A 25931-nucleotide genomic window follows, 5' to 3' on the forward strand; every position below is an offset into this window, starting at 1 on the left:
ACCAATATAGCGCAAGATGCCGGTGCTGTCAACCTTTTTGCGGGGAATTTTTTCTGAATTTCGTTTCAATTGTCCCTTGGGGAGGTGGGTTGCCCTCTTAGGACAACCCACCCTACAGCTGTCCTGCAAAAAACCCCACATATTTTTGAGAGTCTCACTCTTCTATGAAAGCCCGCGTAGGCGGGCTTCGTCTGTATAGCCGCGATTTCCAATCGCCAGGAACCTCTCACTCTTCTATGAAAGCCCGCGTAGGCGGGCTTCGTCTGTATAGCCGCGATTTCCAATCGCCAGGAACCTCTCACTCTTCTATGAAAGCCCGCGTTGGGCGAAGCCCTTCCCGAAGGGTAGGCGGGCTTCGTCTGTATAGCCGCGATTTCCAATCGCCAGGAACCTAGCTAATCGCGGAGGAACTAGCTGTATCTCTTCCCCACATCAATTCGCCAACAAGCTCTTTCCAATCGTCGGGTATCTGAGCAACTAATCCCCCACCGGCTCGCTTCCTCGATCTCCCCACAAATCCCCCGCTCCCGAACCCTTTCCCAAACAAGTGCCGGCAATTCTCCCTCGCCCCTCATCACAAAAAATTAGGGGCGAGGAAAATTCAGCATCTCCCGACAAACCCCATCAGATAAAACTTGTTGTCTGCGGGAATATCTCCGTAAGCCGGTACTGGAGCATCTGCGGAAATTGCGCGTAATATTGCTGGTTCAGCGGCGAAGGGTGAGGCAGGGGGCGCAGCGTCACTAGGCGCTGGTGCTTCATCCCTCCCTGATCAGACGCCTGCAGCGTCACTTGAATGCTGCTCGCGTACCGGTCGCCTCGCTCAAAAAACTGCTTTATCGCCCCTTTTGGAGCGTAAGGAATAAACCAGTTAAACGCTTCATTCCCCAGCGTGATAATATCAGAGCCTTTCCAGTGGAATACCAGAAACCGCTCTAAAAAAGGGCGAAATCGCTTCTTTACCGCTTCAGTATAAGCTTTATTTCCGGGCGGTTTGTAAGGTACAGTATTAGTGAGGGCAACCCGTTCGAGGACAATTTTCATGTCGGCATTTTGGCTAGGCAAATGTCCGTAGAGCGCTCGGTAAACCCCCTGGCGGACAAGGGAGCCGGCGGCACCGTAAAGGGGCTGTCGCGCCCGAACTTCATCAGCCCCCAAATCGCGGGCAAAAAAGCACAGCTCGCTTTCCAGATTGCCGGCATATAGAACCGGCTGCGTTGGCTCCAAGCCGGCAGCCCGATACACCGGCTCATCAATGGGAAAAGGTTCCCGCTGCGCTTCTAGCTGGATTTCGGCAATCAACTGCTGGATGTCTGACATAGCTGTTAGCGGTTATCAGGATTCTAGTTCGGATACAGTGAGCGCGAGCGTCACTGGTAGTGGTACGATCTATAGAATAGCTGTGGGGTATGGGGCGTGGGGCATTGGGCATGGGGCATTTTTGCCCTTCTCCCCCGCTCCAGAGCTTCCCCCCTCTCCCACCCCCGCCCCCCTGCAGCAGGGAAAGGAGAGCCAAAGGTAAAGAACTGCCGCAGCTATGTGCCACAATGAACGCAGGTGTCAAGGAGGCGTCATCGGTGATTTGGCCGGCTGGGCAGAAGTTATACGGCGATCGCTATATCATCGAACGGGAACTGGGCAAAGGTGGTTTTGGCATCACCTACCTGGCGAGGAATAAAAGGGGCAGGCTCGTCGTCATCAAAACCCTGAAAGACGAGGTGCTGAGCGACCCCAACCAAACTCAGTTCGGTGACAAATACCAGCATAACTTTCGGGATGAGGCGTTGCGGCTTGCCCTGTGCAGGCACCCGCACATCGTGCAGATTGAGAACGCTTTCTATGAGGGTTCTTTACCCTGCATTGCGATGGAATATGTGGAGGGGGAAGACCTCTGGAATCTCGTGAAACGCCAGGGGATGCTGTCAGAAGCGCAAGCGCTGCTGTACATCCGGCAGATTGGCTCGGCGCTCGCAGCCATTCACGAGAAAGGTTTGCTGCACCGGGATGTGAAGCCGCGCAACATTATTGTGCGTGCCGGCAAGCCGGAAGCGGTTCTGATTGATTTTGGGGTGGCGCGGGAGTTTGTCCCTGACGAGACTGTAACTCACACTTTAGCCGGCTCAAACGGGTTTGCTCCTATCGAGCAGTATGCTGAGAAAGCCCGACGCGGAGAGTGCACGGATATTTACGCGCTGGCGGGAACTCTGTACTATCTGCTCACCGCAGAAGTGCCGGTGCCAGCACCGGCTCGCGCTGCTAGAATTGCCCTTAACCCACCGCACCAGTTCAATCCCCGCATCAGCGACAGGGTGAGTCAAGCGATTCTTAAAGGCATGGCGTTTGAGCCGGAAGATCGCCCGCAGTCGGTGCATGAGTGGCTGCAATTATTGGAGCCAGACCGATTTAAACTCACTCAGCGACTTGACGCACCCCCGTCAGATGGGGCGCTGTTTTTCCAGACTCCTCAGTCCGCACTCTCTGGGAAACTGCGGCGAATTCTCTGGGTGAATAACCCGACGGCAAGCAATCCTTGGATTGTCGATCAACTGCAAAATATGGGGGTGGAAGTCGTCCCAGCACTTTCCACCGCTGAGGCGATGCAGCTTGTCACCTCAGACGGTTTATTCTTTGACGCGGTTATTTCCAGTATGGGGCGCACGGAAGAGGGCGAGTTCCGAGCCAAGGCTGGCATTTCCCTGATTGAAGCTATGCGAGAAGCCGGCATCAATCTGCCAATTTTTGTCTACACTTCCGCAAGGGTAACCGCTACAAATGAGGTGCTAGCCGCCGGCGGGAATGGCGTGACGGATTCGGCGGTAGAACTGTTTGAATTGCTCAGGGAGCACATCAGCCCACTCCCGCTCGCGTTTAACCCCAGCACTGCGCCTTTTGACCGGCACGCCCCTGACGGGCTCAGTTCCACAGTGGGCGCGGATTACAGCAAACTGCGGGATCTCCTCGCCGCCGGCAACTGGCGAGAAGCCGATCGGGAAACAGCGGCGGTGATGCTTAAAATAGCCGGTCGAGAAAACAGCGGCTCTTTGAAAGTAGAGCACATAGAAAGGTTTCCCTGTCAAGACCTTTACACTATAGACCAACTGTGGGTAAAATATAGTGACGGGCGCTTTGGATTCAGCGTCCAGCAGCGCATCTGGGAGAGTCTCGACGGCACAAAAAATGGCAATATAGAAACTTGGTGCCGTTTTGGCGCTCGCGTGGGATGGCGTCGCAACCGCACTTGGCTGCTGTGGGCGGATCTCGATAAAACTTCTAATGCGCCGGTGGGGCAATTTCCCGCACTTTTGGGCGCAGGGCGTCTGGGAGTGTGCGGGTTGGGTTTGCTGGTTTGGTTTTGCGCCCTCGTCTCCAGGCTGGCCATCTGTGAGAGACAGCTGATCGCTCCTGAGGATCTCAGCTCAGCGGTGGGGATAGATTATAGCCGACTGCGCGACTTGCTCGCAGCGGAGAAATGGCAAGAGGCTGATGGGGAAACTGAGGCTGTTATGCTCCAGATTTTGCGCCGCGAATCAAAAAAAGGGCTGAGCAAAGCAGAAATGGAAAAGTTTCCCTGTACAGATCTGCGCACCCTTGATGAACTCTGGGTAAAGTATAGCAATGGGCGGTTTGGCTTCAGCGTCCAGAAACAAATCTGGCACAGTGTTGGCGGGAAAGCGGATTACGCCACCTACTGCCGGTTTGTCGATCGTGCCGGCTGGCGCGTCAGTGGGGATTGGCTGTCTTGGTTTGACCTCAACTTTAGTTTAGATGCTCCCCCAGGACACCTGCCGGTGGCATTGGGGCGGGCGGTGGTGGGTTTTGGTCTGGCTTTTCTGTCTCGCATTGAAACTTGCGGGCTGTAATGTTCAGGGGTGCCGGTGGGTTTTAAGGATTAGACTTCGGAAATTAGGTGGGTTAAATAAATCTGGGTTTTTGCAGCTTTCTGGCAATATTAATTTAGCTTAGTAAGCTATTGCGCATTTATCGCAGCAGTCATATTGGTTAGGACATCAGTGGCCTAGGGGAAAAGGCGTAGGACAGGCGCTCCCTCCGATCTTATAGCAGCAGTCCTATTGGTTAGGACATTCATGGCATGGCGTATGGGGCTCATGCGCATGGGGCATCGCGCATGGGGTAAGTAGGGGCGGGTTCACCCAAGATGTCTCTGGGTTTTACCAGATGTTAGCAAACCCGCCCCTACCAGCTTTTGCGTGATGCCATGCATGCGTGACGCCCATGTACTAACCTAAGTGCATACTGCTATTCTTTCCTAAGAAAAGGCGTAGGACAAGCGTTCCCTCCGATAGCGAAGCGGGACGCGACAGCGTCCTTCCTACTGTCCTAACCTAAGTGAATACTGCTAGAATTTGTGATATAGCAGCAGTCATATTGGTGAGAACAATAGAAGCTTCGGGAGCTCTGGAGCAAGGGAGGCCGGAATGTAGGTTTCCTAAATGCTTACTGCTATATAGACGTAGGGGGGGCGTCCGCCGAGCCTGAAGGTCTAATGTTCTAATCTAAGTGGCTGCTGCTATATTCATTTCTATCCCTCTCGTTCCCAGGCGGAGCCTGGGAACGCGCCTCGGTCGGCTCTGCCTCCTTTTTACAATAAGCAGATTAAAAGCGTAACAGCTTACATGACGGTCTATTGCCACATCTGCGTTAATCTGGGTCGCTCTGCGGTTCAATATTTAAAACCCCAGATGAACGCAGAAGTTGATGGACGCGGATAGGGAAACCTATGAAGCTCTCACTCAAAAAGGTGGGAGAGGGGAAATTTTTTATTGCCCCCTCTCCCTTCGCACAAATGGGATGCTCCCTGCCAGACTTTCTTACTTCCCGCCGTAATAAAATCCGATTTCTTTCTCTTTCAGGGGGGCGAAGTCGGCGGCGGCGAGCATCTGGTTGAGTTTTTCGAGGGGAATGTGCTTAGCGCCAATCCGCACAATTCGCGAACGCATGGTGTTGGACACGCCGCTGCGCTGCCGGCCTGCCTCTAGGGCCATGACTTGGCGGTAGAGTTCGAGTTTGGCCGGTGGGATGGGAGAGCCGTCAAAATCAATTCCCTTGGCAATCGCTTCATCAACAGCATCAGCGCCGGTGGTTGTTTCAAGACCTGAGGTGGTTTCGGGAGTCATAGGAGTGTGAGAAAGGTTTACCGCAGCATTCTACCAAGGGTGCCGTCCCCATTTTCCCCCAGCTCGCTATCTGGGTTTAACGACTAGAACGGAACAGTGAGCGTCCGCAACGACTTGACTGCTGACAGAGCCTGACAAAATCCGCTTCATACCTGTTAGTCCCCGGCTGCCGATCACAATGAGATCGGCGCGGTGGATATTCGCCAAGCGGAGAATTTCTTCTGCTGGATCGCCGGTGACTATTTCCAATTCACTCGGGCAAGGCAAGTCAGTCTGGTAGGAATTCAGCTGTTTTTCTATCTGCCGGTAGATGATTTCCTCAGGAGGGTGGGGTCTGTCAGCGGCGAGCAGTTCCAGATCGGCGCTTCGCGGGGGAATTACATGGGAGAGGATGATTTTGGTCGCCGGTTGGAGTTGCAGTTCGCGTAGAGTCTGAATGACTTGCTCCGAGAAGTCTGAACCGTCAAGGGCCACCAGAATTGTTTTGAGCACCGATCGAATCTCCTGAAAGTTAAAAGCACTGCCTCTGCAGCTTGGCTCCCAGACGCCCCCAGACTCAGCGTCTGGTAGGGGCGCAATTCGGACATCCAGGCCAGAAGAGGTAGGAGAGTCCCTCCCAACGTCAGTTTAGCGGCATTTCGGCCTGAAATTGGGAACAGCCGCTGGAATCCCCGCCTCACTGTCTGTCAATTTTACAGCTGAAGTGGGGCGCAACTTGCTGGCGTCCCAAGGCGGCTCACTTTTTATTCTCGATCGCTCTGCCCATCGACTAAGCCCCATCCCCCATCGGCGCTTTGGGTTCGCAGCCGCACTGAGTCGGCGTGGGAGGGAAGACCTTCCGCATTGGCCAGCAGCTGGACAGCGCTGGCCACTTTCTGGAGGGCGGCAGGGGAGTATTGAATCAGGCTGGAGTGTTTCATAAACGTCTCGACGCCAAGGGCAGAGGCGTAGCGGGCGGCTCCAGAGGTGGGCAAGGTGTGGTTGGGGCCGGCCAGATAGTCTCCCACAGCTTCCGGGCTCGATCTCCCCAGGAAAATGGCACCGGCATGGCGGATGAACTCCAGCAGCGCCCAGGGATCGGCGACTTCCAGTTCCAGGTGTTCCGGTGCGAACAGGTTGGAGAGTTCTGCTGCGGCTTGCAGGGATTCCACGACAACGATTAAGCCGTAGTGGGCGATCGATTTCTCCGTCAGGGTGCGGCGCGGGTGATCCATCAGCAGGCGCTCTACTTCTCCCGCCACTTTTCTGGCTAGATGGGGGTCCGCTGTCAGCAGGATCGCCGCCGCCATTGGGTCGTGTTCGGCTTGCGCCAGCATGTCCGCCGCCACGTGGGTGGGATTGGCCTCGGCGTCTGCGATAATCAGCACTTCCGATGGCCCTGCTAGGGAGTCGATGCCCACTGTCCCGTAGACCAGTTTTTTGGCCAGGGTGACGTAAATGTTGCCCGGGCCGGTGATAGCGTCTACCTTGGGGATGGTTTCCGTGCCGTAGGCCAAAGCTGCGATGGCCTGTGCTCCCCCCACCCGATAAATTTCCTCCACCCCCGCTTCCTGCGCCGCGACCAGCACCGCAGGGCTGATCGCTTTCTCAGTTCCGGGGGGGGTGCAGATGACAATCCGGGGCACGCCGGCCACTTTGGCGGGAATGGCATTCATCAGCACGGTGCTGGGATAGGCGGCTCTGCCCCCTGGAATGTAGAGTCCGGCTCTATCTACCGGCGTGAAGCGCTTGCCCAGCACGATCTCGTCGTCCCCAAATTTTACCCAAGACTTGGGGACGCGCTGCCGGTGAAACGCTTCGATTTGTCGCGCCGCTAACCGAATGGCGTCTAGTAATTCTTTGGGCACCTGTTGGTAGGCGGCATCTAATTCTGAGCCACTGACGCGCAGCCCGTCAGGCTTCAGGGAAATTCGGTCGAATTCCTCCGTGTAATGCAAGAGGGCTCGGTCGCCTTGGCGCTTCACCGCCTGTAGCACCTCCCGAACCGTTGCCTCTTTGTGAACGACAGAGTCGTCGCCTGTGCGCTCGCAGATACGCCGCAGTTCAGCCTCTGCCTCAGCCCGCTGAGTGATTATTCGCAGCATGGAGTAGGAATGCCAATCTAGGTCTTACCCGTCCGAGAGCCGGTCCCGGCTTCAGGCCATATCAGCGCTAGGCGGTGGGTCTATTGCTAGATTGCCTGTTGCTCGATTGCCTGCTGCCCTGGCTTGTGCCAGACTTACCCGATCTCCCTGTTTCTATAAGCTTAACTCGGATTTTCGGTCTGGAGCGCGATTGAGTCGGCTGGAGATGCTATATTAGTTTTTCCAGGAGTTTGAATGTTTCTGCAGTAATAGAGCTGTTTCAGTACCAACCGTGGCCAATATTAAATCCGCCATCAAGCGCGTCCAAATCGCCGAACGCAATCGGTTGCGCAACAAAGCCTACACCTCAGCGGTCAAAACGCTGATGAAGAAGTATTTTGCCGCTGTGGAGCAGTACGCTGCTTCCCCCACTCCGGAACACATGCAGCAGGTGAGCCGGTCTATGGCAGATGCTTACAGCAAAATTGACAAAGCCGTCAAAAAAGGTGTCCTCCATCCCAATAATGGGGCTCGCAAAAAATCCCGCTTGGCCAAAGCCCTCAAACCCCACACCGCTCCGGCCCCGTCCGCCCCTGAGGCGGCAGCCAGCGCCTGAGGCCTAGTTGCTAATTGCCCGCCGCCGCAATGATCACTTATCAGTTGACCATTAGAAACAAGCAATCCCTTGACTCATGCAGCTGATCGATACCCACGTCCACCTCAACTTTGACCGGTTTGAGGCCGATCTGGAAGCCGTGCGGGACAGGTGGCGGGAGGCGGGTGTAGTCCGTCTCGTACATTCGTGTGTCGAGCCGGCTGAGTTTGCCGGCATTCAAGCTATAGCCTCCCGCTTCCCGGAAATCTCTTTTGCCGTTGGCTTGCACCCCCTGGACGCCTACAAGTGGACAGGCTCTTCCCAAGCGGAGATTTTGGCACTGGCCAGTTCTGATGGCCGAGTGGTGGCCATTGGGGAGACCGGCTTGGATTTTTACAAGGCAGATAATAAGGAGCTGCAAAAAACAGCGTTTGAGGCTCAGCTTTGTGTGGCGCAGCAGCTGAAGCTGCCGGTGATTGTCCACTGCCGGGATGCGGCAGCAGAGATGGCCGAGCTGTTGCGGGATTTTTTCGACTGCTTCGGTGCGGTAAAAGGAGTGATGCACTGCTGGGGGGGCACTCCAGAGGAAACTCAGTGGTTTCTAGATTTGGGCTTTTATATCAGCTTTAGCGGGACTGTGACGTTTAAAAACGCCACCGGGATTCAGGAATCGGCTCGCACGGTTCCTTTGGAGAGGCTGTTAGTGGAGACTGATTGTCCCTTCCTCGCCCCGGCACCCAAACGGGGAAAGCGCAATGAACCGGCTTATGTAAGATATGTAGCCGAAAAAGTTGCTAAACTGAGAAATGTCTCCCTAGAAACCCTAGCCGCCCAAACGACTCTGAATGCTAGCCTCCTGTTTGGCCTGCCGGCAACTCCCCCGTCAGAGCTCCCCGACGGGGGAGTTAAAGCAGCAGTTGCCAACGCTGCGCTATAATGGATAACCCAGGCAAACAACCCGCCGCTAAACTGAACGCTGACTTTTGTGCGGGGGCTGTTGGCAAATTTCCCCCTTTACCGGAGTCAGCCAAGGAAGTCCCTCTCTTTGGGACGGGGGTTGGGGAAGGGCTGCCGGTGGGACAGCCAGGCCCGCTGGCCGTGTTCAGCCGGTTTTGAGCGGTGCGCTCAACCGGCACGGTCTGCGTCAAAACCACTCGAGAGGCGGTGTCTTGCTGGCACAAGCGCTGGATAAAATTATGGTTGTTAGGGGAACGGTCTGGCTCGTTATGGCAAACGTAACCCCTCTAAGGGGAGTGCAATCCCTGCATGGAAGCAGATTTCCAGAAAAATATTTATTTCGAGAAAAGGCTCAATCCCTGCCCCGCCTTTCCTCCCCCCCCTCACCTGCTTCTGTGGCGGGAGTCTGTGGGCGGGAAGATAAATGAAGGCAGTTAAGGCGCAAATCCATTGCCCGCACGAGTTGAACAGCCCCTTGAAGTCCCTGAAAAACAAGGAATTTGAACGCTTGTGACGATCTAGCCACCAGCAACCAGCCGCTGAATGCTGGCAGAGCGTGGCTGGCGTCCTTTTTTGGCTGTTGACAGAGCAGCGTATGTCAGGTAAAATATGGAGTTCGCGCTCTTCGCTAACCCGTTTCCTGGAGAGGCATGACTAATCAGACTTACACGACACCGTCCTTTACCTTACCAGACCTCGTGGAGATCCAGCGGGCTAGCTTTCGCTGGTTTTTGGAAGAGGGACTGATAGAAGAGCTCAACAGCTTTTCGCCGATTACCGACTACACCGGCAAGCTGGAGCTGCACTTTCTGGGCAAAGACTACAAGCTCAAGCGCCCCAAATACAGCGTCGATGAAGCAAAGCGGCGGGACAGCACCTACGCGGTGCAGATGTATGTGCCGACTCGCCTGATCAATAAAGAAGACGGGACAATCAAAGAGCAAGAAGTGTTCATCGGCGACCTGCCCCTGATGACAGACCGGGGCACGTTTATTATCAACGGTGCCGAGCGAGTCATCGTCAACCAAATCGTGCGCTCTCCGGGAGTTTATTACAAGTCGGAAACCGACAAAAACGGACGCCGCACCTACAACGCCAGCCTCATCCCCAACCGGGGCGCGTGGCTGAAGTTTGAAACTGACAAAAACGATTTGGTGTGGGTTCGGATTGACAAAACCCGCAAGCTGTCCGCCCAAGTGCTGCTGAAAGCTCTGGGACTTTCGGACAGCGAAATACTGGACGCCCTGCGCCACCCGGAATACTTCCAGAAAACGATTGAAAAAGAAGGTCAGTTCAGCGAAGAAGAAGCTCTCATGGAGCTTTACCGCAAGCTGCGCCCCGGAGAGCCACCAACAGTATCGGGGGGACAGCAGCTGCTCGACTCCCGCTTCTTTGACCCCAAACGCTACGACCTCGGTCGCGTGGGCCGGTACAAGCTCAACAAGAAGTTGCGGCTCAATGTCCCGGATACATTGCGGGTGCTCACGCCGCAAGATATTTTGGCGGCAGTGGATTACCTGATTAACTTGGAGTTCGATATCGGCAACACGGACGATATTGACCACCTGGGCAACCGGCGCGTGCGCTCGGTTGGGGAGCTGCTGCAAAACCAAGTGCGCGTCGGGCTGAACCGGCTCGAGCGGATTATCCGGGAGCGGATGACGGTTTCGGATTCGGAAACTCTGACACCGGCTTCGCTGGTTAACCCGAAACCTCTGGTGGCGGCGATTAAAGAGTTTTTTGGCTCGTCGCAGCTGTCCCAGTTTATGGACCAGACTAACCCTCTGGCAGAACTGACCCACAAGCGCCGGCTCTCCGCTCTCGGACCGGGCGGGCTGACGCGGGAGCGGGCCGGCTTTGCCGTGCGGGACATCCACCCCTCCCACTACGGGCGGGTGTGTCCGATTGAAACGCCGGAAGGGCCCAATGCGGGGTTGATCGGCTCTCTGGCAACTCACGCCCGGGTGAACGCCTATGGGTTTATTGAGACGCCTTTCTATCCGGTAGAAAAGGGGCGGGTGCTGCGGGACCGCCCGGCGGTGTTCATGACGGCAGATGAGGAGGATGACCTGCGGGTGGCTCCGGGGGACATCTCGATGGATGAAAATTGGAAGATTCTGGGGGACACCGTGCCGGTGCGCTACCGCCAGGAGTTCACCACTACGACGCCGGATCAGGTGGACTATGTGGCGATTTCGCCGGTGCAAATTATCTCGGTGGCTACTTCTCTGATTCCGTTTTTGGAGCATGATGACGCCAACCGGGCCCTGATGGGGTCAAACATGCAGCGGCAAGCTGTGCCCCTGCTGAAGCCAGAACGCCCCCTGGTGGGCACCGGACTGGAAGCGCAAGCGGCGCGGGACTCCGGGATGGTGATCGTGTCGCGCACTGACGGGGAAGTGGTCTACGTCGATGCGGAGCGGATTCGCGTCCGTCCTGCCGTCCCGCCAAGCTCTGGGCCAGAGGGCAGGCCGCAGCCCGGAGAGCCCGGAGGGCCGCCTGCGCCCCAAGATATTGAGTACGAGCTGCAGAAGTACCAGCGCTCCAATCAGGATACCTGCTTGAACCAGCGCCCTCTGGTGTCGGAAGGGGATGATGTGGTTGCCGGTCAGGTGCTGGCAGATGGCTCGGCAACGGAAGGGGGCGAGATCGCTCTCGGTCAGAATATCCTGGTGGCCTACATGCCCTGGGAGGGCTACAACTATGAGGACGCCATCCTGATCAATGAGCGCCTGGTCTATGATGACGTGTACACGTCGATTCACATTGAAAAGTACGAGATTGAGGCGCGGCAAACCAAGCTCGGCCCTGAGGAAATTACCCGGGAAATTCCCAATGTGGGTGAAGACGCTCTGCGCCAGCTGGATGAAAGCGGTATCATCCGGATTGGGGCTTGGGTGGAGTCGGGCGATATCTTGGTGGGCAAGGTGACTCCTAAGGGGGAATCTGACCAGCCGCCGGAAGAGAAGCTGCTGCGGGCCATTTTCGGGGAGAAGGCGCGGGACGTGCGCGACAACTCTTTGCGAGTGCCGAACGGGGAGAAGGGGCGCGTCGTGGACGTGCGCGTGTTCACCCGCGAGCAGGGCGATGAGCTGCCGCCGGGCGCGAATATGGTGGTGCGCGTCTATGTGGCCCAGAAGCGGAAGATTCAGGTGGGCGACAAGATGGCGGGCCGGCACGGGAATAAGGGTATTATTTCCCGGATTCTGCCTCAGGAGGATATGCCTTTCCTTCCGGACGGGACGCCGGTGGATATCGTTCTCAATCCGCTGGGGGTGCCGTCACGGATGAATGTCGGCCAGATTTTTGAGTGCCTTCTGGGCTGGGCGGCGAAGAATATGGACGTCCGGTTCAAGATCACGCCTTTTGATGAAATGCACGGGGCTGAGAAGTCTCGGGAAACGGTGCATTTCAAGCTGCACCAAGCGGCGGAGAAAACTGGCAAGCACTGGCTGTTTGACCCGGAAAATGCCGGGAAAACTCTGGTTTATGACGGGCGGACCGGCGAAGCTTTTGACCGGCCCGTTACGGTGGGGAAAGCCTATATGCTGAAGCTGGTTCACTTGGTGGACGACAAGATCCACGCTCGCTCGACCGGCCCGTACTCTCTGGTGACGCAGCAGCCTTTGGGCGGCAAGGCGCAACAGGGTGGCCAGCGTTTCGGGGAGATGGAAGTGTGGGCCCTGGAGGCGTTTGGCGCGGCGTACACGCTGCAAGAACTGCTGACGGTTAAGTCGGACGACATGCAGGGGCGCAATGAGGCCCTGAATGCGATTGTGAAAGGCAAGACGATTCCCCGTCCGGGAACGCCGGAGTCTTTCAAGGTGCTGATGCGCGAGTTGCAGTCCCTGTGCTTGGATATTGCGGTTCACAAGGTGGAAACTAAGGAGGACGGCACGAGTCGCGATGTGGAGGTCGATTTGATGGCTGATGTGTCCACTCGCCGGGCTCCTTCGCGGCCCACTTATGAGTCGCTTTCTCGGGAGGGGTTTGACGATGGCGACGAATAGTTGCGCTTCGGGCCGGTAATGTGGGGACGCGACATGTGGCTTCTGCGACATGTCGCGTCTCTAGACAGCGGCGGGTAAAAAATGGGATAATGAAGTAATCTCCACGGTGCGCAAACACCGCGAGATCCAAACCAACGTCCAAACTTAAAGGAAATACGTTGATATGTCTCTTCATTTTGTCACAGTTGACCCTGGACTGACAGGCGTTTTAAATGATGCCGGTTGTATCATCTGGCAAGGGCCAAAAAAAGCTGACGGCTACGGCTACACAAAGCTCAACCGGAAAATGGTATCTGTTCACCGGCTGGCTCTGCAAGCTAAATTAGGCCGTCCAATTAAACCAGGATATTTCGCGTGCCATACGTGTGATGTGCCCGACTGCATTAACCCGGAACACCTGTGGGAAGGGACTCCTGCAGAAAATATGCAGGATGCCGCTCGGAAAGGACGGATGTCAAGGAAAAAGGGCGGGCGAAAGCCGGTGTCTAAAAGTGTAAAAGCAGCAGATCCTGCTAACTTAGTCGTTGTCCCTCCAGGATTAAAAGGGGTATTAACTGAATCTGGCTGTATCTTGTGGCAAGGTGGCAAAGGACCGAATGGCTATGGCAGCGGAAGCATCAACGGCAAACGAGTATTAGTTCATCGAGCCTCTCTCGAAGCTAAATTAGGCCGTCCCATCAAACCCGGTTATTGCGCTTGCCACGCTTGCGATGTCCGGCTCTGCATTAATCCAGAGCATCTCTGGGAAGGCACTCAGAAAGAAAATCTCAAAGATGCGGCTCAAAAGAAACGGATGAAAGTCTTTGAGCCGGGAAACCTTCCGGGAAATCACAAGCTGACCGCAGAGGAAGTAGAAGAAATTCGGATAAAGCTGCAAAACGGGCACAAACGCCTGCATTTGGCCAAGGAATATGGCGTGTCTCGTGCGGCCATTCACCGGATTGAGTATTATATTGGTTGGAAAGGAGGTGGTGTTCCTGAAAATGTAGTAAAATCTAATCACTGCACCAAAAAAAAGCTGACAGACAAACAAGTTGAGGAAATTAAGATGAGGCTGGCAGCTGGAGAGACAAGGACTCATTTAGCAGAGGAGTATGGAGTTTCCCGGCGGTCGATTTACAACATTGAGCATGGCTTAGGTAAGTAGGTAGTTAGCCTTGCCCCCAGGGGGCAAGGCGTTCAAGAGAGGTCAAAAAGTGGCAAAACTAGAGCAACGCTTTGATTACGTGAAAATAGGTCTGGCTTCTCCAGATCGGATTCGTCAGTGGGGGGAACGAACTCTCCCTAACGGTCAGGTAACCGGCGAGGTGACGAAGCCAGAAACAATAAATTACCGGACTTTAAAACCCGAAATGGATGGCTTGTTTTGTGAGCGAATTTTCGGGCCGGCAAAAGATTGGGAATGCCATTGCGGCAAATCGACGTATATATGCGTTAATCGGGCTGCGATTCGTTCAACCTAAATGAGCTGTAAAAAACTCAGGGACGGTTGGCTTGGTTTAAACAGAACCTTGATAACTTGACAGACATGAGGGTGCGATTGATTTTAGGGTTTGGGCCGTTATTTAATTAAATAATCGGCGTATTTTAGATTCAATCCAAAATCCAAAATCCAAAATCGGTTCAGTCCCTCTCCGCAGGTGCAGCGGTAAAAGCAGCACCCCCAAGGCAGCGACTAGCCATCAATCCTTGAAGCGGGGTGAAAAGGCGGTAACTGGAAGCCTAAATCTGGAAGGCCGCCCTTGCAGGAACCCATGAGCAGCGCAAGCAAAGATGCATGTGAACCATCGTAACAATGACCCGGCCAAATAAGGCTGACAGGCCGGAGCCAAAAGGCACAGGATAATGGGGTTGGCGGCTGTTTGCCCGACCAATACGCACTCCCAAGAAACCCGGTGGATAGCATCGCTCTAAAGGTTCAAACCAATGGCTGTCAGGAACGAAGTAACCCTCTCTAGCTCTGCCAATTTTAGATGGGGATTTTGGATTTTAGAGGGTTGGGCTGTCTGTGAGAGTCAAAGACCTCTGATTCTCAGCAGCGGATTCCAATCTAAAATCTGAAATCTGGACTCTGAAACCGGCAGCAGGTGCTAACCGCATGCAAGAGACGGGTGGGATTCCCCAAGAAGCCAATGCCTCGGGTAATGCCGAGGATATGCAGACGTGGGGAGAGCTGTCTGCCAGTGGCGCTGAAGTGGGAACCTTTTTCCGCTTTGGGGCAGACACTCAGGAGCCGTGTGCGATGAAAGTCGCACGCACGGTTCTGGAGTAGCGGCGACTACAGCGATGTACCGCTGACTACAACATAAACGTGTTCGCCATCGTGGTATTGTTTGCGAACGATGCGGAGTGGAGGTGACAGAATCGCGAGTGCGCCGGCATCGCATGGGATACATTAAACTTGCTGCGCCGGTGGCTCATGTGTGGTATCTCAAAGGCATTCCCAGCTATATGGCAATCCTCCTGGATATGCCGCTGCGGGATGTGGAGCAAATTGTCTATTTCAACGCTTATGTGGTTCTGGCCCCTGGGAACCACGAAAGCCTGCAGTACAAACAGCTGCTGACTGAAGATCAGTGGATGGAAATTGAGGATCAGATATATAGCGAAGATTCTGAGCTGCAAGGCATCGAGGTGGGGATTGGCGCGGAAGCGCTGCAGCGCCTGCTGCAAGATATCGACCTCGAAGGAGAAGCGGAATCTCTGCGGGAGGAAATTGCCAATGCCAAAGGGCAGAAGCGGGCCAAGCTCATTAAGCGCCTGCGGGTGATTGACAACTTCATCGCCACCGGCTCCCAACCGGACTGGATGGTGCTGTCGGTGATTCCGGTGATTCCGCCGGACTTGCGCCCGATGGTGCAGCTGGATGGCGGTCGCTTCGCCACCTCGGACCTCAACGACCTCTACCGGCGGGTGATTAACCGCAACAATCGCTTAGCGCGCTTGCAGGAAATCTTGGCCCCCGAGATTATCATCCGCAACGAAAAGCGGATGCTGCAAGAAGCGGTGGACGCCCTGATTGATAACGGTCGCCGGGGACGGACAGTGGTGGGTGCCAACAACCGGCCTCTCAAGTCGCTGTCCGATATTATTGAGGGCAAGCAAGGCCGGTTCCGCCAAAATCTCTTGGGCAAACGGGTGGATTACTCCGGGCGTTCCGTGATTGTGGTGGGGCCGAACCTGAAAATCCACCAGTGCGGCTTGCCACGGGAAATGGCGATTGAGCTGTTCCAACCGTTTGTGATTCACCGGCTGATTCGCCAGGGGCTGGTTAATAACATTAAGGCAGCGAAAAAGCTGATTCAGCGAAACGATCCGAGCGTGTGGGACGTATTAGAAGAAGTGATTGAAGGGCACCCGGTTATGCTCAACCGGGCACCGACACTTCACCGATTGGGAATTCAAGCTTTTGAACCCATTTTGGTAGACGGTCGCGCTATTCAATTGCATCCGTTAGTATGTCCAGCTTTTAACGCTGATTTTGATGGCGACCAAATGGCCGTCCACGTTCCTCTGTCGTTAGAATCGCAAGCTGAAGCGCGTTTGCTGATGCTAGCTTCTAACAATATTATGTCGCCGGCAACGGGGCGTCCGATTGTAACTCCCTCTCAAGATATGGTGCTGGGATGTTACTATTTGACGGCTGAAAGTCCGCAAAAACCAGAAAGTGTCCTGCGCTATTTTGCCAACCTCAATGATGCGATTCTCGCATACGAGCAGAAGCAAATCGACCTGCACGCCTACATCTGGGTGCGGTTTGACGGCATGGTGGAAACGGACGCTCCCGATAATGAACCCCAACAAGTGGAGCAGTATTCGGACGGCACCGTGAGGAAACTCTATAAGTTCCGCCAAGTTCGGGAAGATTCTGCAGGAAATCGGATTTCCCAGTACATCCGGACTACAGTCGGTCGCATCATCTTCAATAAAACCATTGAAGAGGCCCTGAAATAAAAAGTAGGGTGCGCGCCGGCGCACCCCACTTAAAAAAGGCCGGCCCTCTTGCCGGCCCTACCTTCTGTCAAAAAGGGGCGGGCGATACGCCCGCCCGGCGCTCACTCAAAAGGGGCAGAGGAGACGCCAGCCCTTCTCTCACTCAAAGGAGTTATCAGAAAAGTGGGAGCTGGCGATAGTCAACTTTAGACTTTCCCAGAATGCCCACTATCTTCTTCCATCGTTTTTCCTGATAGAACACTTTCTGGCGATACCACGCCAGAGGGTCAGAGTCATTCTTAGAAGAATTGCAACTGCCGCAGGCGGGGACTATGTTTCCCAGACAGTGCGGCCCACCACACGCAACCGGCAAAAAATGGTCTTGTGTCAGTTTTTCTGGCCGGCAGCCACAATAGGCGCAAACATTGCCGAAATCTCGGCATCGCTGCTCGAACTCCGCATCGGTAAACGGAACAAAGTGGATTTTCTCCAATTGCGCCCGATTCTTGGCAGCGTACTTGTTGGCAGCCTGCCGCTTAACCTGTTTGCGGCGCTCCGTAGCACTGGATTCCCGGTGGCGTTGCAATATCTTCTCTCTGTTCTTGCGATAATAAACCGGGTCATTTTTCTGATTGCGCTCTTGGCAGCATTTCACACACATGTCACTTTGGGTGTAGCGCCGGCTCTTCCCCTGACCGGCATCATGTCCATTAACGCACAGCGTGCCGAGGTAAAATTTTTCACCGGCAGCCTTCGCTTGTCGTCTGGCTTCGCCGCCCTCGGTTCTGGAATAATAAGTCCGGGCTTGCTGGGCTTGGTGCACTTGTGCTCGGCTGCGCATCACGGCGCACTCGACACAAACTTGGTTCTTTTTGTAGCGCTGGCTCAGCCCCGTCCCTTGGAAGTCGTGGCCCCGCTTGCAGAGAAGCCCCAAAAAATACTTAGTGTCATCTAAAAGTGCTATCATGGTCAAGCGTCCTTAAATTGAGATAAACGTCGTAAAACGCTTAGGAGGTGCGGAGTATATTAACAATTTTAATGGCTACAGGAGTCCCAGCAGGCAGTAGGGATTAGAAAATAGGGTAAGCAAAGGAGCAGGAACACAGATGGCAGAGCAAAAGATGATTTTCCGCAACCGGATCATCGATAAAGGCCAGCTGAAAAAGCTGATCGCCTGGGCTTTCACAAAATACGGCACAGCCCGGACAGCCCAAATAGCAGACTACCTGAAGGATTTGGGCTTCCGCTACGCCACGAGAGCCGGTGTGTCCATCTCGGTGGACGACCTGAAAGTGCCGCCCAGCAAGCGGCAGCTGCTGGAAAAAGCAGAGGCGGAAATCCGCAACACGGAAAACCGCTACATCCGAGGAGAAATCACGGAAGTGGAGCGGTTCCAAAAAGTGATCGACACCTGGAACAGCACCAGCGAAGACCTCAAAGATGAAGTAGTGCGCCACTTCAAAGAAACAGACGTATTAAACTCCGTCTACATGATGGCCTTCAGCGGCGCTCGCGGGAACATCTCTCAAGTGCGGCAGCTGGTGGGGATGCGCGGACTGATGGCTGACCCGCAAGGAGAAATTATCGACCTGCCGATCAAAACCAACTTCCGGGAAGGGCTGACGGTCACGGAATACATCATCTCCTCCTACGGCGCTCGCAAAGGATTGGTGGACACCGCCTTGCGGACAGCAGACTCCGGCTACCTGACCCGCCGGCTGGTGGACGTGTCCCAGGACGTAATCGTGCGGGAAACAGACTGCGGCACCCAGCGGGGCATCCCCATGCGCAGCATGACCGACGGCGACCGCGTATTGATCCCCCTGAAAGATCGCTTGCTGGGCCGGGTTTTGGCACGGCCAGCTCGCCACCCAGTTACCGGCGAGCTGGTGGCGGATCGCAACGAAGCTATATCCTTAGAACTAGCCAGTGAAATAGGTAGCGCCGGCATTCCAGAAGTCATGGTGCGCTCGCCCCTGACTTGCGAAGCCAGCCGGTCGGTTTGCCAATACTGCTATGGCTGGAGTTTGGCCCACGCCAAGCTGGTAGATATGGGCGAAGCCGTGGGCATCATCGCCGCCCAGTCCATTGGCGAGCCGGGAACCCAGCTGACCATGCGCACCTTCCACACCGGCGGCGTGTTCACCGGCGAGGTGGCGCGACAATTGCCGGCTGAAATAGAAGGCACGGTGCAGTTCGAGACAGGACTGCGGACTCGCCCGTTCCGCACCCGTCACGGGGAAGACGCCTCGATCGCAGAAAGCAATGCCAACTTGCAGGTGGTTCAGACCGGGGACGGCGGGAGGGCCCGCAAGACAGTGGCCATTACCCAAGGCTCCATCCTCTACGTTCAGGACGGCCAAAAAGTTCAAGCCGGCCAAATCTTAGCAGAAGTGCCGATTGCGGGACGGGCCACCCGCAAAAGTACGGAAAAAGCCACCAAAGACGTGGCCACCGACCAAGCGGGTGAGGTGCTATTTGCTGACGTAGTGCCGGAAGAAAAGACAGACCGGCAGGGGAACACTACCCGCATCGCCCAGCGGGGTGGCTTGATTTGGATTCTGTCTGGGGAAGTGTACAACTTGCCCCCCGGTGCGGAGCCCACTGTCAAAAATGGCGACCGCGTAGAACCGGGCAGCGTTCTGGCAGAAACCAAGCTGGTCTCCGAACACGGAGGCGTGGTTCGGCTGCCCAAGGAGCCGGTGGCGCATGAGGACGCTGCTGGTGAGGAGTCGGAACCGGCTTCTTCGGCACCGCTCTCGCAGGGGGCTCCTGAACTGCCCCGGGAAGTGGAAATTATCACCGCCTCGGTGCAGCTGACTGAAGCTCGCGTCCGCGCTGAAAGTTTCCAAGGTCGCGACCACTACGTGATTGAAACTAGCAACGGCCAGCAATTTTCCTTGAAAGCCACTCCGGGCACCAAGGTGCAAAACAATCAAGTGGTGGCGGAGTTGATGGACGGGCGCTATCGCACCCAGACCGGCGGGATTATCAAGTATGCCGGTGTGGAAGTGGCCAAGCGGGGTAAAGCCAAGCAGGGCTACGAGGTGATAAAAGGCGGCACCCTGCTGTGGATTCCGGAAGAGTGCCACGAGGTCAACAAGGACATCTCCTTGCTGCTCGTCGAAGACGGGCAGTATGTAGAAGCCGGCATGGAAGTGGTCAAGGACATCTTCTGCCAGAACAATGGCGTGGTGGAAGTGACCCAGAAAAATGAAATCCTGCGGGAAATGGTGATCAAGCCGGGCGACCTGTATATGGTGGATGACCCGGATGAGGTGATGGCTAAAGACGGCACCCTGGCTCAGCCGGGCAGCGAAGTCATCTCTGGCTTGGTGGTGCAGGAGCTGCGCTACATTGAGTACGTAGAAACTCCCGAAGGGCCGGCTCTGCTGCTGCGTCCGGTTATCGAGTTTGCCGTTCCCGACGAGCCGCCGGTGCCCTCCCAAACCTCGCGCGGCGATACGGAAGGCGCGGCGATCGAGCTGCGCGCTGTTCAGCGCTTGCCGTATAAGGACGGCGAGCGGGTGAAGTCGGTTGAGGGCCTGGAGCTGGTGCGGACTCAGCTGGTGCTGGAAATCGGCAAGGACGCGCCCCAACTGGCAGCAGATATCGAACTGGTGCCGGACCCGAACGACCAGGAAGTGATGCGCCTGCAGCTGGTGATTCTGGAATCTTTGGTGATTCGCCGGGATACGGCAGCGGACGCCCTGCAAGGCAGCACTCACACCCGGCTTATGGTGCGCGACGGTCAGGTGATTCAGCCTGGGGCAGTGGTGGCCCGAACCGAAATTCAGTGCAAGGATGCCGGTGAGGTGCGCGGCATTCGCTCCGGAGGGGAGGCGATTCGCCGGATTCTTCTGGTGCGCGACGCTGATCGGGTGAGTGTCAGCACCGGCACCCACAAGCCGGCCCTCAAAAGGGGCGACCTGCTGGTCGGCGGTAAGGATGAAGTGGCACCGGGCGTCCCTGTGCCAGAATCCGGCCAGGTGGTGTCGATTACGGCTCAGAGGCCACCGGCAAGGGAAGCTCTGCCGGGAAGCGCTTCAGGCGAAGCGAGCGCGCCGGCGGCTGAGGGGGAAGACATCTACACCTTAACCCTGCGCATCGCTCGCCCCTACCGGGTGTCTTCCGGTGCCGTGCTGCACGTTGAGGACGGGAGTTTGGTGCAGCGGGGCGACAATTTGGTGCTGCTGGTGTTCGAGCGGACTAAGACGGGGGACATTATTCAGGGTCTGCCCCGGATTGAGGAACTGCTGGAAGCTCGCAAGCCTAAGGAGGCGTGCGTGCTGGCTCGCACGTCAGGGACGGCTCAGGTGGAATACGCCGAAGACGAAAGCGTGGAAATTAAGGTGATTGCCCACGACGGGACGATTGAAGAGTATCCGCTTGGCCCGGGCCAGAACTTGATCGTCTCTGACGGTCAGGATGTGGAGGCTGCAGAAGCCCTTACGGATGGGCCGGCTAACCCTCACGAGATGTTGGAGATTTTCTTCAATTACTACATGGAAACGATGGGGGTTTACGAGGCGTCGATCGAAAGCTTCCAGAAAGTGCAGACTTTCTTGGTCAATGAGGTGCAGTCCGTTTACCAGTCTCAGGGCATTGACATTTCTGACAAGCACATTGAGGTAATCGTCCGCCAGATGACTTCTAAAGTGCGGGTCGATGACGGCGGGGACACCACTATGCTGCCGGGCGAGCTTGTGGAGTTGCGCCAGATATCTCAGGTGAATGAGGCTATGTCTATTACTGGAGGCGCTCCCGCCCAGTACACGCCGGTGCTCCTCGGCATTACTAAGGCTAGCTTGAATACCGATAGCTTTATCTCGGCGGCTAGCTTCCAGGAAACGACTCGCGTCCTGACTGAGGCCGCTATTGAGGGCAAGTCTGACTGGCTTCGCGGTCTTAAGGAGAACGTTATAATCGGCAGACTTGTGCCTGCTGGTACGGGATATAATGCGTATGAAGACGCTAATGCGGATGGGGATGTGGGGTATGAGGGGGCTGGCGTCCTCGATGAAGACGAAGAGCTCAAAGAGGTGGTTTACGACGACCGCAACCAGCGCTCTATGAAGGGTAATGGCCTCTTCGACCGCGACAGCGAAGAAGGCCCCCCTCCCAAGAAGCGACCCAGCAAGACTTTCGACTTGTCCCACACCGATGCCTTCTCTCCCTCTTTGGAAGAGGAGGACATCAGCGAGGATGACATTGACGAGGAGGAGGACGAACCTGAAGACGACGATGACTACTAGGTAAGCTGAGGGGCGGTTTCATAGCCGCCCCCACAGCAATGGACAGCTCGGACATTGGGACAGGCAGCCGGCAACTGTCCTGCGAGCTATATCCGCAGGTGGGAGTGCGGCGTGCCGCGCCCGCCAGAACGGCTCCGCCCTCAATGTCTAATGTCCCAACCAATGTGGCCAGTGTTCTATAGCAGTATGCACTTAGGTTAAAACATTAGACCTTCAGGCCCGGCGTTAGCGCAGCGGCGCGTTAGCGCTACGCCTTACCTATGTCTATATCCCAGTAGTAATATGGGTTAGGAGAATAGGAGCCGGAGTGCGGGGGTGCAAAAGAGGCCGAAATGTACGAACCTCAGTGGCTACTGCTATATTATGGGCCGGCGGGCCAATAAACTTCAGAAACCCAGTTTCTTAAAGAAACCGGGTTTCTATTTTTTCGGTTTATGTGCTATAGCAGTATGCACTTAGGTTAGAACATTAGACCTTCAGGGGGGGCGGGACGCCTGCCCTACGTCTATATAGCAGTAAGCATTTAGGAAACCTACATTCCGGCCTCCCTTGCTCCAGAGCTCCCGAAGCTTCTATTGTTCTAAGCAATATGACTGCTGCTATATAATATAGTGCTTTTAGCGAGTGTAAGACACACTAACGTTGTAGGACAGGTATCTTGCCTGTCCCACGAGTATTGGGCAACCGAAAGGGGCTAGGCTCTGAGGGGGAGAGGCTAGAATTGACTGGGGTAGTATTAGATGATCGCTCTAAAATCTAAAATCTAAAATCGAAAATCGAAAATTGATATGAGAAGATACCTGCAAGTCGTGGGGCTGTTTTGGAGTGCGGCAATCGCTGCGGAGCTGGAGTACCGCATCAATTTCGCGCTCTCTACTTTCAGCAGCTTGGGGAACCTTTGTGGGAGCGTGTTCGGTCTGTTCCTATTTTACCGCACCGGCTACACTTTTGCCGGCTGGAAGTGGGAAGAAGCTCTTGTGGTGCTGGGCGTCTTCACCGTGCTTCAAGGGTTTTCCACGACGTTCCTCGCCCCCAACTTGAGCCGCATTGTGGAGCAGGTGCAGGAGGGCACCCTGGATTTCGTGCTGTTAAAGCCGGTGAGCAGCCAGTTCTGGCTTTCCACCCGCACGGTTTCCCCTTGGGGGCTGCCAGATTTGGTCTTTGGAACCATACTGTTGGGATATGCCGGCAGCAAACTGGGTCTGGGAATAGCCAATTACCTCCAAGGTGCGCTTCCGCTTCTATTTGGCATGGCAATCCTCTACAGCTTGTGGTTTATGCTGGGAGCGACTAGCATTTGGTTTGTGAAAATTTACAATGTGACTGAGGTGCTGCGAGGGTTGCTGGAAGCCGGTCGCTACCCGATGGTGGCTTATCCGGAGGCTTACCGGTTTTTCTTCACGTTCGTGGTGCCGGTGGCGTTCCTGACTACGGTGCCGGCGGAGGCGCTTCTCGGTCGCGGAACCTCTGTGCCGACTGCCGGTGCTGGGGTGCTGGCGGTGGCGCTGCTGTTCGCTTCCGCCGGCTTCTGGCGGTTTGCGCTGCGCTTCTACACGAGCGCTTCTAGCTAGGGGAGTGAAAAGTGTTTCGCCGGGATTAGGGGATTGGGGGATTGTGGGATGGCGATCATTTCTTTAACGGCAAAACCTCTAATTATAGAAGAGGCACTAACAAATAGTCGAGCCAAAAATTTTTTTTCAAGGGGGTTGACAAGATTATCGAGAACTGCTAAGGTACAAACTACATCGCAGGAGGGCGAGCGCCATGCCTGCCGCAGTCAGAATAATTTTTCCGCCAGTCAAAGAATTGGCTGTATTTTCCGTAGGGTTTTTGGGAGGTTAATTGTGCGTTATTTTGAAGATTATTGTGAGTGTCATTTGGAATTAGGAAGTGCTCCTTTCCAATGGGTATGGAGGAGCAATGAAAAGATTCGGATTAGATTTGGAGTGTCTGTATTTAAGGAACCTGACTGCGGTCAAATTATATTAGAGACATGCGACGCTCAAGGATACGATACTGTAGAACGGATTACTGCCAAGACGGAATTTATCGCGAAAAATAACTTCAAAATGTTTTCGGTAACTTTACCTCCGGGTGCTAACGGGAGCCGGTATCGCTACAGGTTAGGGTATCGCGATAGCCAGGGGGTATCGCATACAAGTGAGCAGATTCGTGATATAATGGTCTGTGATGAAGCACCTCGGTCTGTTGGGGAGATTGAGTACGCGCTCTTGGATGTGGTGGATAATCACCCCTTGTATGGACCGGCACCCCAAGTTCAGATTACGCCTGGGCCCCAAGATTGGGATAAACGACTATTTTATATGTTAATGATTGATAGATTTGCTGTAAGCCAGGAAGAAAATCGCACAAAGCTAGGGATAGTGCCCTATGATTTATCAGCTCCCCATACCAGTCATGGGGGCACTCTGCGTGGGGTCTGTGAGAAACTCGAATATTTAAAATCTCTGGGAGTTGGTGCACTGATAATTAGTCCGGTTTATGTAAATGAGGCTAGTGGCTATCACGGATATCATCCGGTTAACTTGCTGATGGTAGACCCCCGTTTAGGAACGTTGCAGAGTTTGCAGGCATTAGTGGCTAAAGCCCATGAACTCGATATTGCAGTGATTTTAGATGTGGTGGTGAATCATTTAGCTGACAGCATTGACTGGGAAAAGTATGGGGGACCACCTGGAGGGGAATTTAAGTATGTGCGGGGTGATGCGACTGCGGTAATGCCATATCCGCTGGAAGCTCGCAACACGGTGCTGTTTCACGGATCGGAACACACAGATATGATTAACCAGCGGCTGTTTGGGTTTCTGGAAGATTGGCGGACGGAAACGACCTATGTGCGAGAACTATTGATACAGCACCTGAAGTATTGGCTAGCAGTAACTAATGTGGATGGGTTCCGGTATGATGCGGTCCGTCACGTTGGCTTGGATTTTTGGCAGCATTGTGTTGAGGAGATATCCAGATATGCGAAGTATTTGGGGAAAAAGCAGTTTTTCCAAATTGCCGAACATGCCGGGAGCTGTCACACTGAGTTGACGGCTTATAACGGGGCTAATTTTTCCAGTATGTTCGACTACCCAAATTACTATAAGCTGAAGCATTCATTAGGGCGCGGAGAGAATCTCAGTCCGTTTTCTGATTACTTTTGTGGTTTTATGGAGCCAGGCGAACCTTATGCAGCGGGCTGGCAGAATAACTTGATGTTTCTGGACAATCAAGACACGACACGAATTTTTCATGAATTTCTAAGCCGTCACGGGACACGAGACACGGCGAGAGCTTGTTTGCATTTTGCCCTGGCCTGTTTAATTTTAGGGCCACAGCGACCTGGCATTTATATGGGAACAGAGCAGGAGTTTTCAGGGGCGAAGGGGATGCACTACGACCTAGAGAGAAGGGAGTGGATTGGGCATGATTTCCATGTGCGGGAGGATATGTTTGACAATCCTGCTTGTGTGTGGAAGTTTGGCCCGATAAATCGCAAGGCTTTTCCCCCATACAGTCAAGATCACAAAACCTTTAAGCTGATTCAACAGCTGGCGATAATTCGCAGGCAAAGTCCAGTTTTTACGGAGGGAGAACGCACTCTGTTGGTCTCTCAGGATAATGGGCTGCGGTGCGTAATACTGCACAGCCAGCAGGAATCGCCTCCCCTGGTGGCGATCTTGAATGTAGGAATGAGTCACATCACGGAAATAGGACTGGCTGTTCCCAAAGATTACGGGAAGATTTTAGGAGTAGATATCCTAGTTACCACAGCAGACGGACGTCTGAAATGGGAGCACGATAGGATGCAAGTTCAATGCCCCCCTTTTGCTTTTGTGCTGGCTCAACTTGTTACAAAAACTTCCGCTCAAAGGCTGCATCAGTTTTCTGCAGAGGATGCAGTTTTGCCTTTTCCAGGCGTGGAGAGTAACTATATTTTGACGAACCGGGAGCCAAGTTAAATTAGAATGTGCTGC

16 protein-coding genes and 1 pseudogene are annotated in these 25931 nt (G+C 54.8%); 11 read left to right on the forward strand and 6 right to left on the reverse strand.

The genetic code is table 11. The features are described 5' to 3' along the window. Window positions 1–477: 477 nt before the first annotated feature. Both OSC10802_RS48805 and OSC10802_RS0104205 read right to left on the reverse strand, forming a co-directional pair. The gene (locus OSC10802_RS48805) at window positions 478–618 is read right to left on the reverse strand and encodes a hypothetical protein (protein WP_155967374.1); all 141 of its coding nucleotides are present in this window, start codon (window positions 616–618) and stop codon (window positions 478–480) included. Between the two features lie 6 nt (window positions 619–624). Next, window positions 625–1320: a uracil-DNA glycosylase family protein gene (locus OSC10802_RS0104205; protein ID WP_017715534.1), complete on the reverse strand. Its 696-nt coding sequence runs from the start codon at window positions 1318–1320 to the stop codon at window positions 625–627. Window positions 1321–1547: 227 nt separating this feature from the next. On the opposite strand from OSC10802_RS0104205, the gene OSC10802_RS43935 reads away from it, so the two are divergent. Continuing rightward, window positions 1548–3860 carry a GUN4 domain-containing protein gene (locus OSC10802_RS43935; protein WP_017715535.1) on the forward strand — a complete coding sequence of 771 codons (2313 nt, stop codon included), beginning with the start codon at window positions 1548–1550 and terminating at the stop codon, window positions 3858–3860. Between the two features lie 969 nt (window positions 3861–4829). Here the strand turns inward: OSC10802_RS43935 and OSC10802_RS0104215 are convergent. From OSC10802_RS0104215 to hisD, 3 genes are all read right to left on the reverse strand, one after another. After that, window positions 4830–5135, reverse strand: coding sequence for a small RNA NsiR4-regulated ssr1528 family protein (locus OSC10802_RS0104215; protein ID WP_017715536.1), 306 nt, complete (start codon window positions 5133–5135; stop codon window positions 4830–4832). A gap of 66 nt (window positions 5136–5201) precedes the next feature. Next, complete coding sequence (locus OSC10802_RS0104220) at window positions 5202–5627, reverse strand: universal stress protein (RefSeq protein WP_017715537.1); 426 nt, start codon at window positions 5625–5627, stop codon at window positions 5202–5204. A 251-nt stretch (window positions 5628–5878) separates the two neighbouring features. Then, window positions 5879–7219, reverse strand: a complete 1341-nt coding sequence (hisD, locus tag OSC10802_RS0104225; protein ID WP_017715538.1) for a histidinol dehydrogenase — start codon at window positions 7217–7219, stop codon at window positions 5879–5881. A gap of 271 nt (window positions 7220–7490) precedes the next feature. On the opposite strand from hisD, the gene rpsT reads away from it, so the two are divergent. The 7 genes and pseudogenes from rpsT to OSC10802_RS38650 all read left to right on the forward strand — a co-directional run. Next, window positions 7491–7814 carry a 30S ribosomal protein S20 gene (rpsT, locus tag OSC10802_RS0104230; RefSeq protein ID WP_017715539.1) on the forward strand — a complete coding sequence of 108 codons (324 nt, stop codon included), beginning with the start codon at window positions 7491–7493 and terminating at the stop codon, window positions 7812–7814. 76 nt (window positions 7815–7890) lie between these two features. Next, complete coding sequence (locus OSC10802_RS0104235; protein WP_017715540.1) at window positions 7891–8730, forward strand: TatD family hydrolase; 840 nt, start codon at window positions 7891–7893, stop codon at window positions 8728–8730. A 670-nt stretch (window positions 8731–9400) separates the two neighbouring features. Continuing rightward, window positions 9401–12760 (forward strand): DNA-directed RNA polymerase subunit beta, encoded by a 3360-nt coding sequence (gene rpoB, locus OSC10802_RS0104250; RefSeq protein WP_017715543.1) that lies wholly within the window; start codon window positions 9401–9403, stop codon window positions 12758–12760. 163 nt (window positions 12761–12923) lie between these two features. Then, the gene (locus OSC10802_RS38645) at window positions 12924–13907 is read left to right on the forward strand and encodes an HNH endonuclease (protein ID WP_017715544.1); all 984 of its coding nucleotides are present in this window, start codon (window positions 12924–12926) and stop codon (window positions 13905–13907) included. Between the two features lie 49 nt (window positions 13908–13956). After that, window positions 13957–14223: a hypothetical protein gene (locus tag OSC10802_RS45785; RefSeq protein WP_071593272.1), complete on the forward strand. Its 267-nt coding sequence runs from the start codon at window positions 13957–13959 to the stop codon at window positions 14221–14223. Between the two features lie 635 nt (window positions 14224–14858). Beyond that, on the forward strand, window positions 14859–15032 hold the full coding sequence (locus OSC10802_RS48810; RefSeq protein ID WP_017715545.1) for a hypothetical protein: 174 nt from the start codon (window positions 14859–14861) through the stop codon (window positions 15030–15032). 29 nt (window positions 15033–15061) lie between these two features. Continuing rightward, window positions 15062–16714 (forward strand): annotated as a pseudogene (locus OSC10802_RS38650) (DNA-directed RNA polymerase subunit gamma); the annotation flags it as partial. A 154-nt stretch (window positions 16715–16868) separates the two neighbouring features. Here the strand turns inward: OSC10802_RS38650 and OSC10802_RS54025 are convergent. Beyond that, window positions 16869–17660 carry an HNH endonuclease gene (locus OSC10802_RS54025; RefSeq protein ID WP_017715547.1) on the reverse strand — a complete coding sequence of 264 codons (792 nt, stop codon included), beginning with the start codon at window positions 17658–17660 and terminating at the stop codon, window positions 16869–16871. Window positions 17661–17799: 139 nt separating this feature from the next. Here OSC10802_RS54025 and OSC10802_RS0104270 point away from each other — a divergent pair, with 139 nt between their 5' ends. The 3 genes from OSC10802_RS0104270 to OSC10802_RS38660 all read left to right on the forward strand — a co-directional run bounded on the left by OSC10802_RS0104270 (window position 17800) and on the right by OSC10802_RS38660 (window position 25916). Further along, window positions 17800–21948, forward strand: a complete 4149-nt coding sequence (locus OSC10802_RS0104270; RefSeq protein ID WP_017715548.1) for a DNA-directed RNA polymerase subunit beta' — start codon at window positions 17800–17802, stop codon at window positions 21946–21948. A gap of 788 nt (window positions 21949–22736) precedes the next feature. Further along, window positions 22737–23519, forward strand: a complete 783-nt coding sequence (locus OSC10802_RS0104275) for an ABC transporter permease (RefSeq protein ID WP_017715549.1) — start codon at window positions 22737–22739, stop codon at window positions 23517–23519. 48 nt (window positions 23520–23567) lie between these two features. Beyond that, window positions 23568–25916, forward strand: a complete 2349-nt coding sequence (locus tag OSC10802_RS38660; RefSeq protein WP_232731620.1) for an alpha-amylase family glycosyl hydrolase — start codon at window positions 23568–23570, stop codon at window positions 25914–25916. Window positions 25917–25931 lie beyond the last annotated feature (15 nt).

This window comes from Kamptonema formosum PCC 10802 (genome assembly GCF_000332335.1).
Lineage (GTDB): Bacteria > Cyanobacteriota > Cyanobacteriia > Cyanobacteriales > Oscillatoriaceae > Oscillatoria.

Bases quoted from the DNA above. Each gene is read 5' to 3' on its own strand.
- OSC10802_RS0104205 (WP_017715534.1), bottom strand. From the start codon at position 1,320: ATGTCAGACATCCAGCAGTTGATTGCCGAAATCCAGCTAGAAGCGCAG.
- OSC10802_RS43935 (WP_017715535.1), top strand. From the start codon at position 1,548: ATGAACGCAGGTGTCAAGGAGGCGTCATCGGTGATTTGGCCGGCTGGG.
- OSC10802_RS0104215 (WP_017715536.1), bottom strand. From the start codon at position 5,135: ATGACTCCCGAAACCACCTCAGGTCTTGAAACAACCACCGGCGCTGAT.
- hisD (WP_017715538.1), bottom strand. From the start codon at position 7,219: ATGCTGCGAATAATCACTCAGCGGGCTGAGGCAGAGGCTGAACTGCGG.
- OSC10802_RS0104235 (WP_017715540.1), top strand. From the start codon at position 7,891: ATGCAGCTGATCGATACCCACGTCCACCTCAACTTTGACCGGTTTGAG.
- rpoB (WP_017715543.1), top strand. From the start codon at position 9,401: ATGACTAATCAGACTTACACGACACCGTCCTTTACCTTACCAGACCTC.
- OSC10802_RS38645 (WP_017715544.1), top strand. From the start codon at position 12,924: ATGTCTCTTCATTTTGTCACAGTTGACCCTGGACTGACAGGCGTTTTA.
- OSC10802_RS48810 (WP_017715545.1), top strand. From the start codon at position 14,859: ATGCAAGAGACGGGTGGGATTCCCCAAGAAGCCAATGCCTCGGGTAAT.
- OSC10802_RS54025 (WP_017715547.1), bottom strand. From the start codon at position 17,660: ATGATAGCACTTTTAGATGACACTAAGTATTTTTTGGGGCTTCTCTGC.
- OSC10802_RS0104270 (WP_017715548.1), top strand. From the start codon at position 17,800: ATGGCAGAGCAAAAGATGATTTTCCGCAACCGGATCATCGATAAAGGC.
- OSC10802_RS0104275 (WP_017715549.1), top strand. From the start codon at position 22,737: ATGAGAAGATACCTGCAAGTCGTGGGGCTGTTTTGGAGTGCGGCAATC.
- OSC10802_RS38660 (WP_232731620.1), top strand. From the start codon at position 23,568: ATGGCGATCATTTCTTTAACGGCAAAACCTCTAATTATAGAAGAGGCA.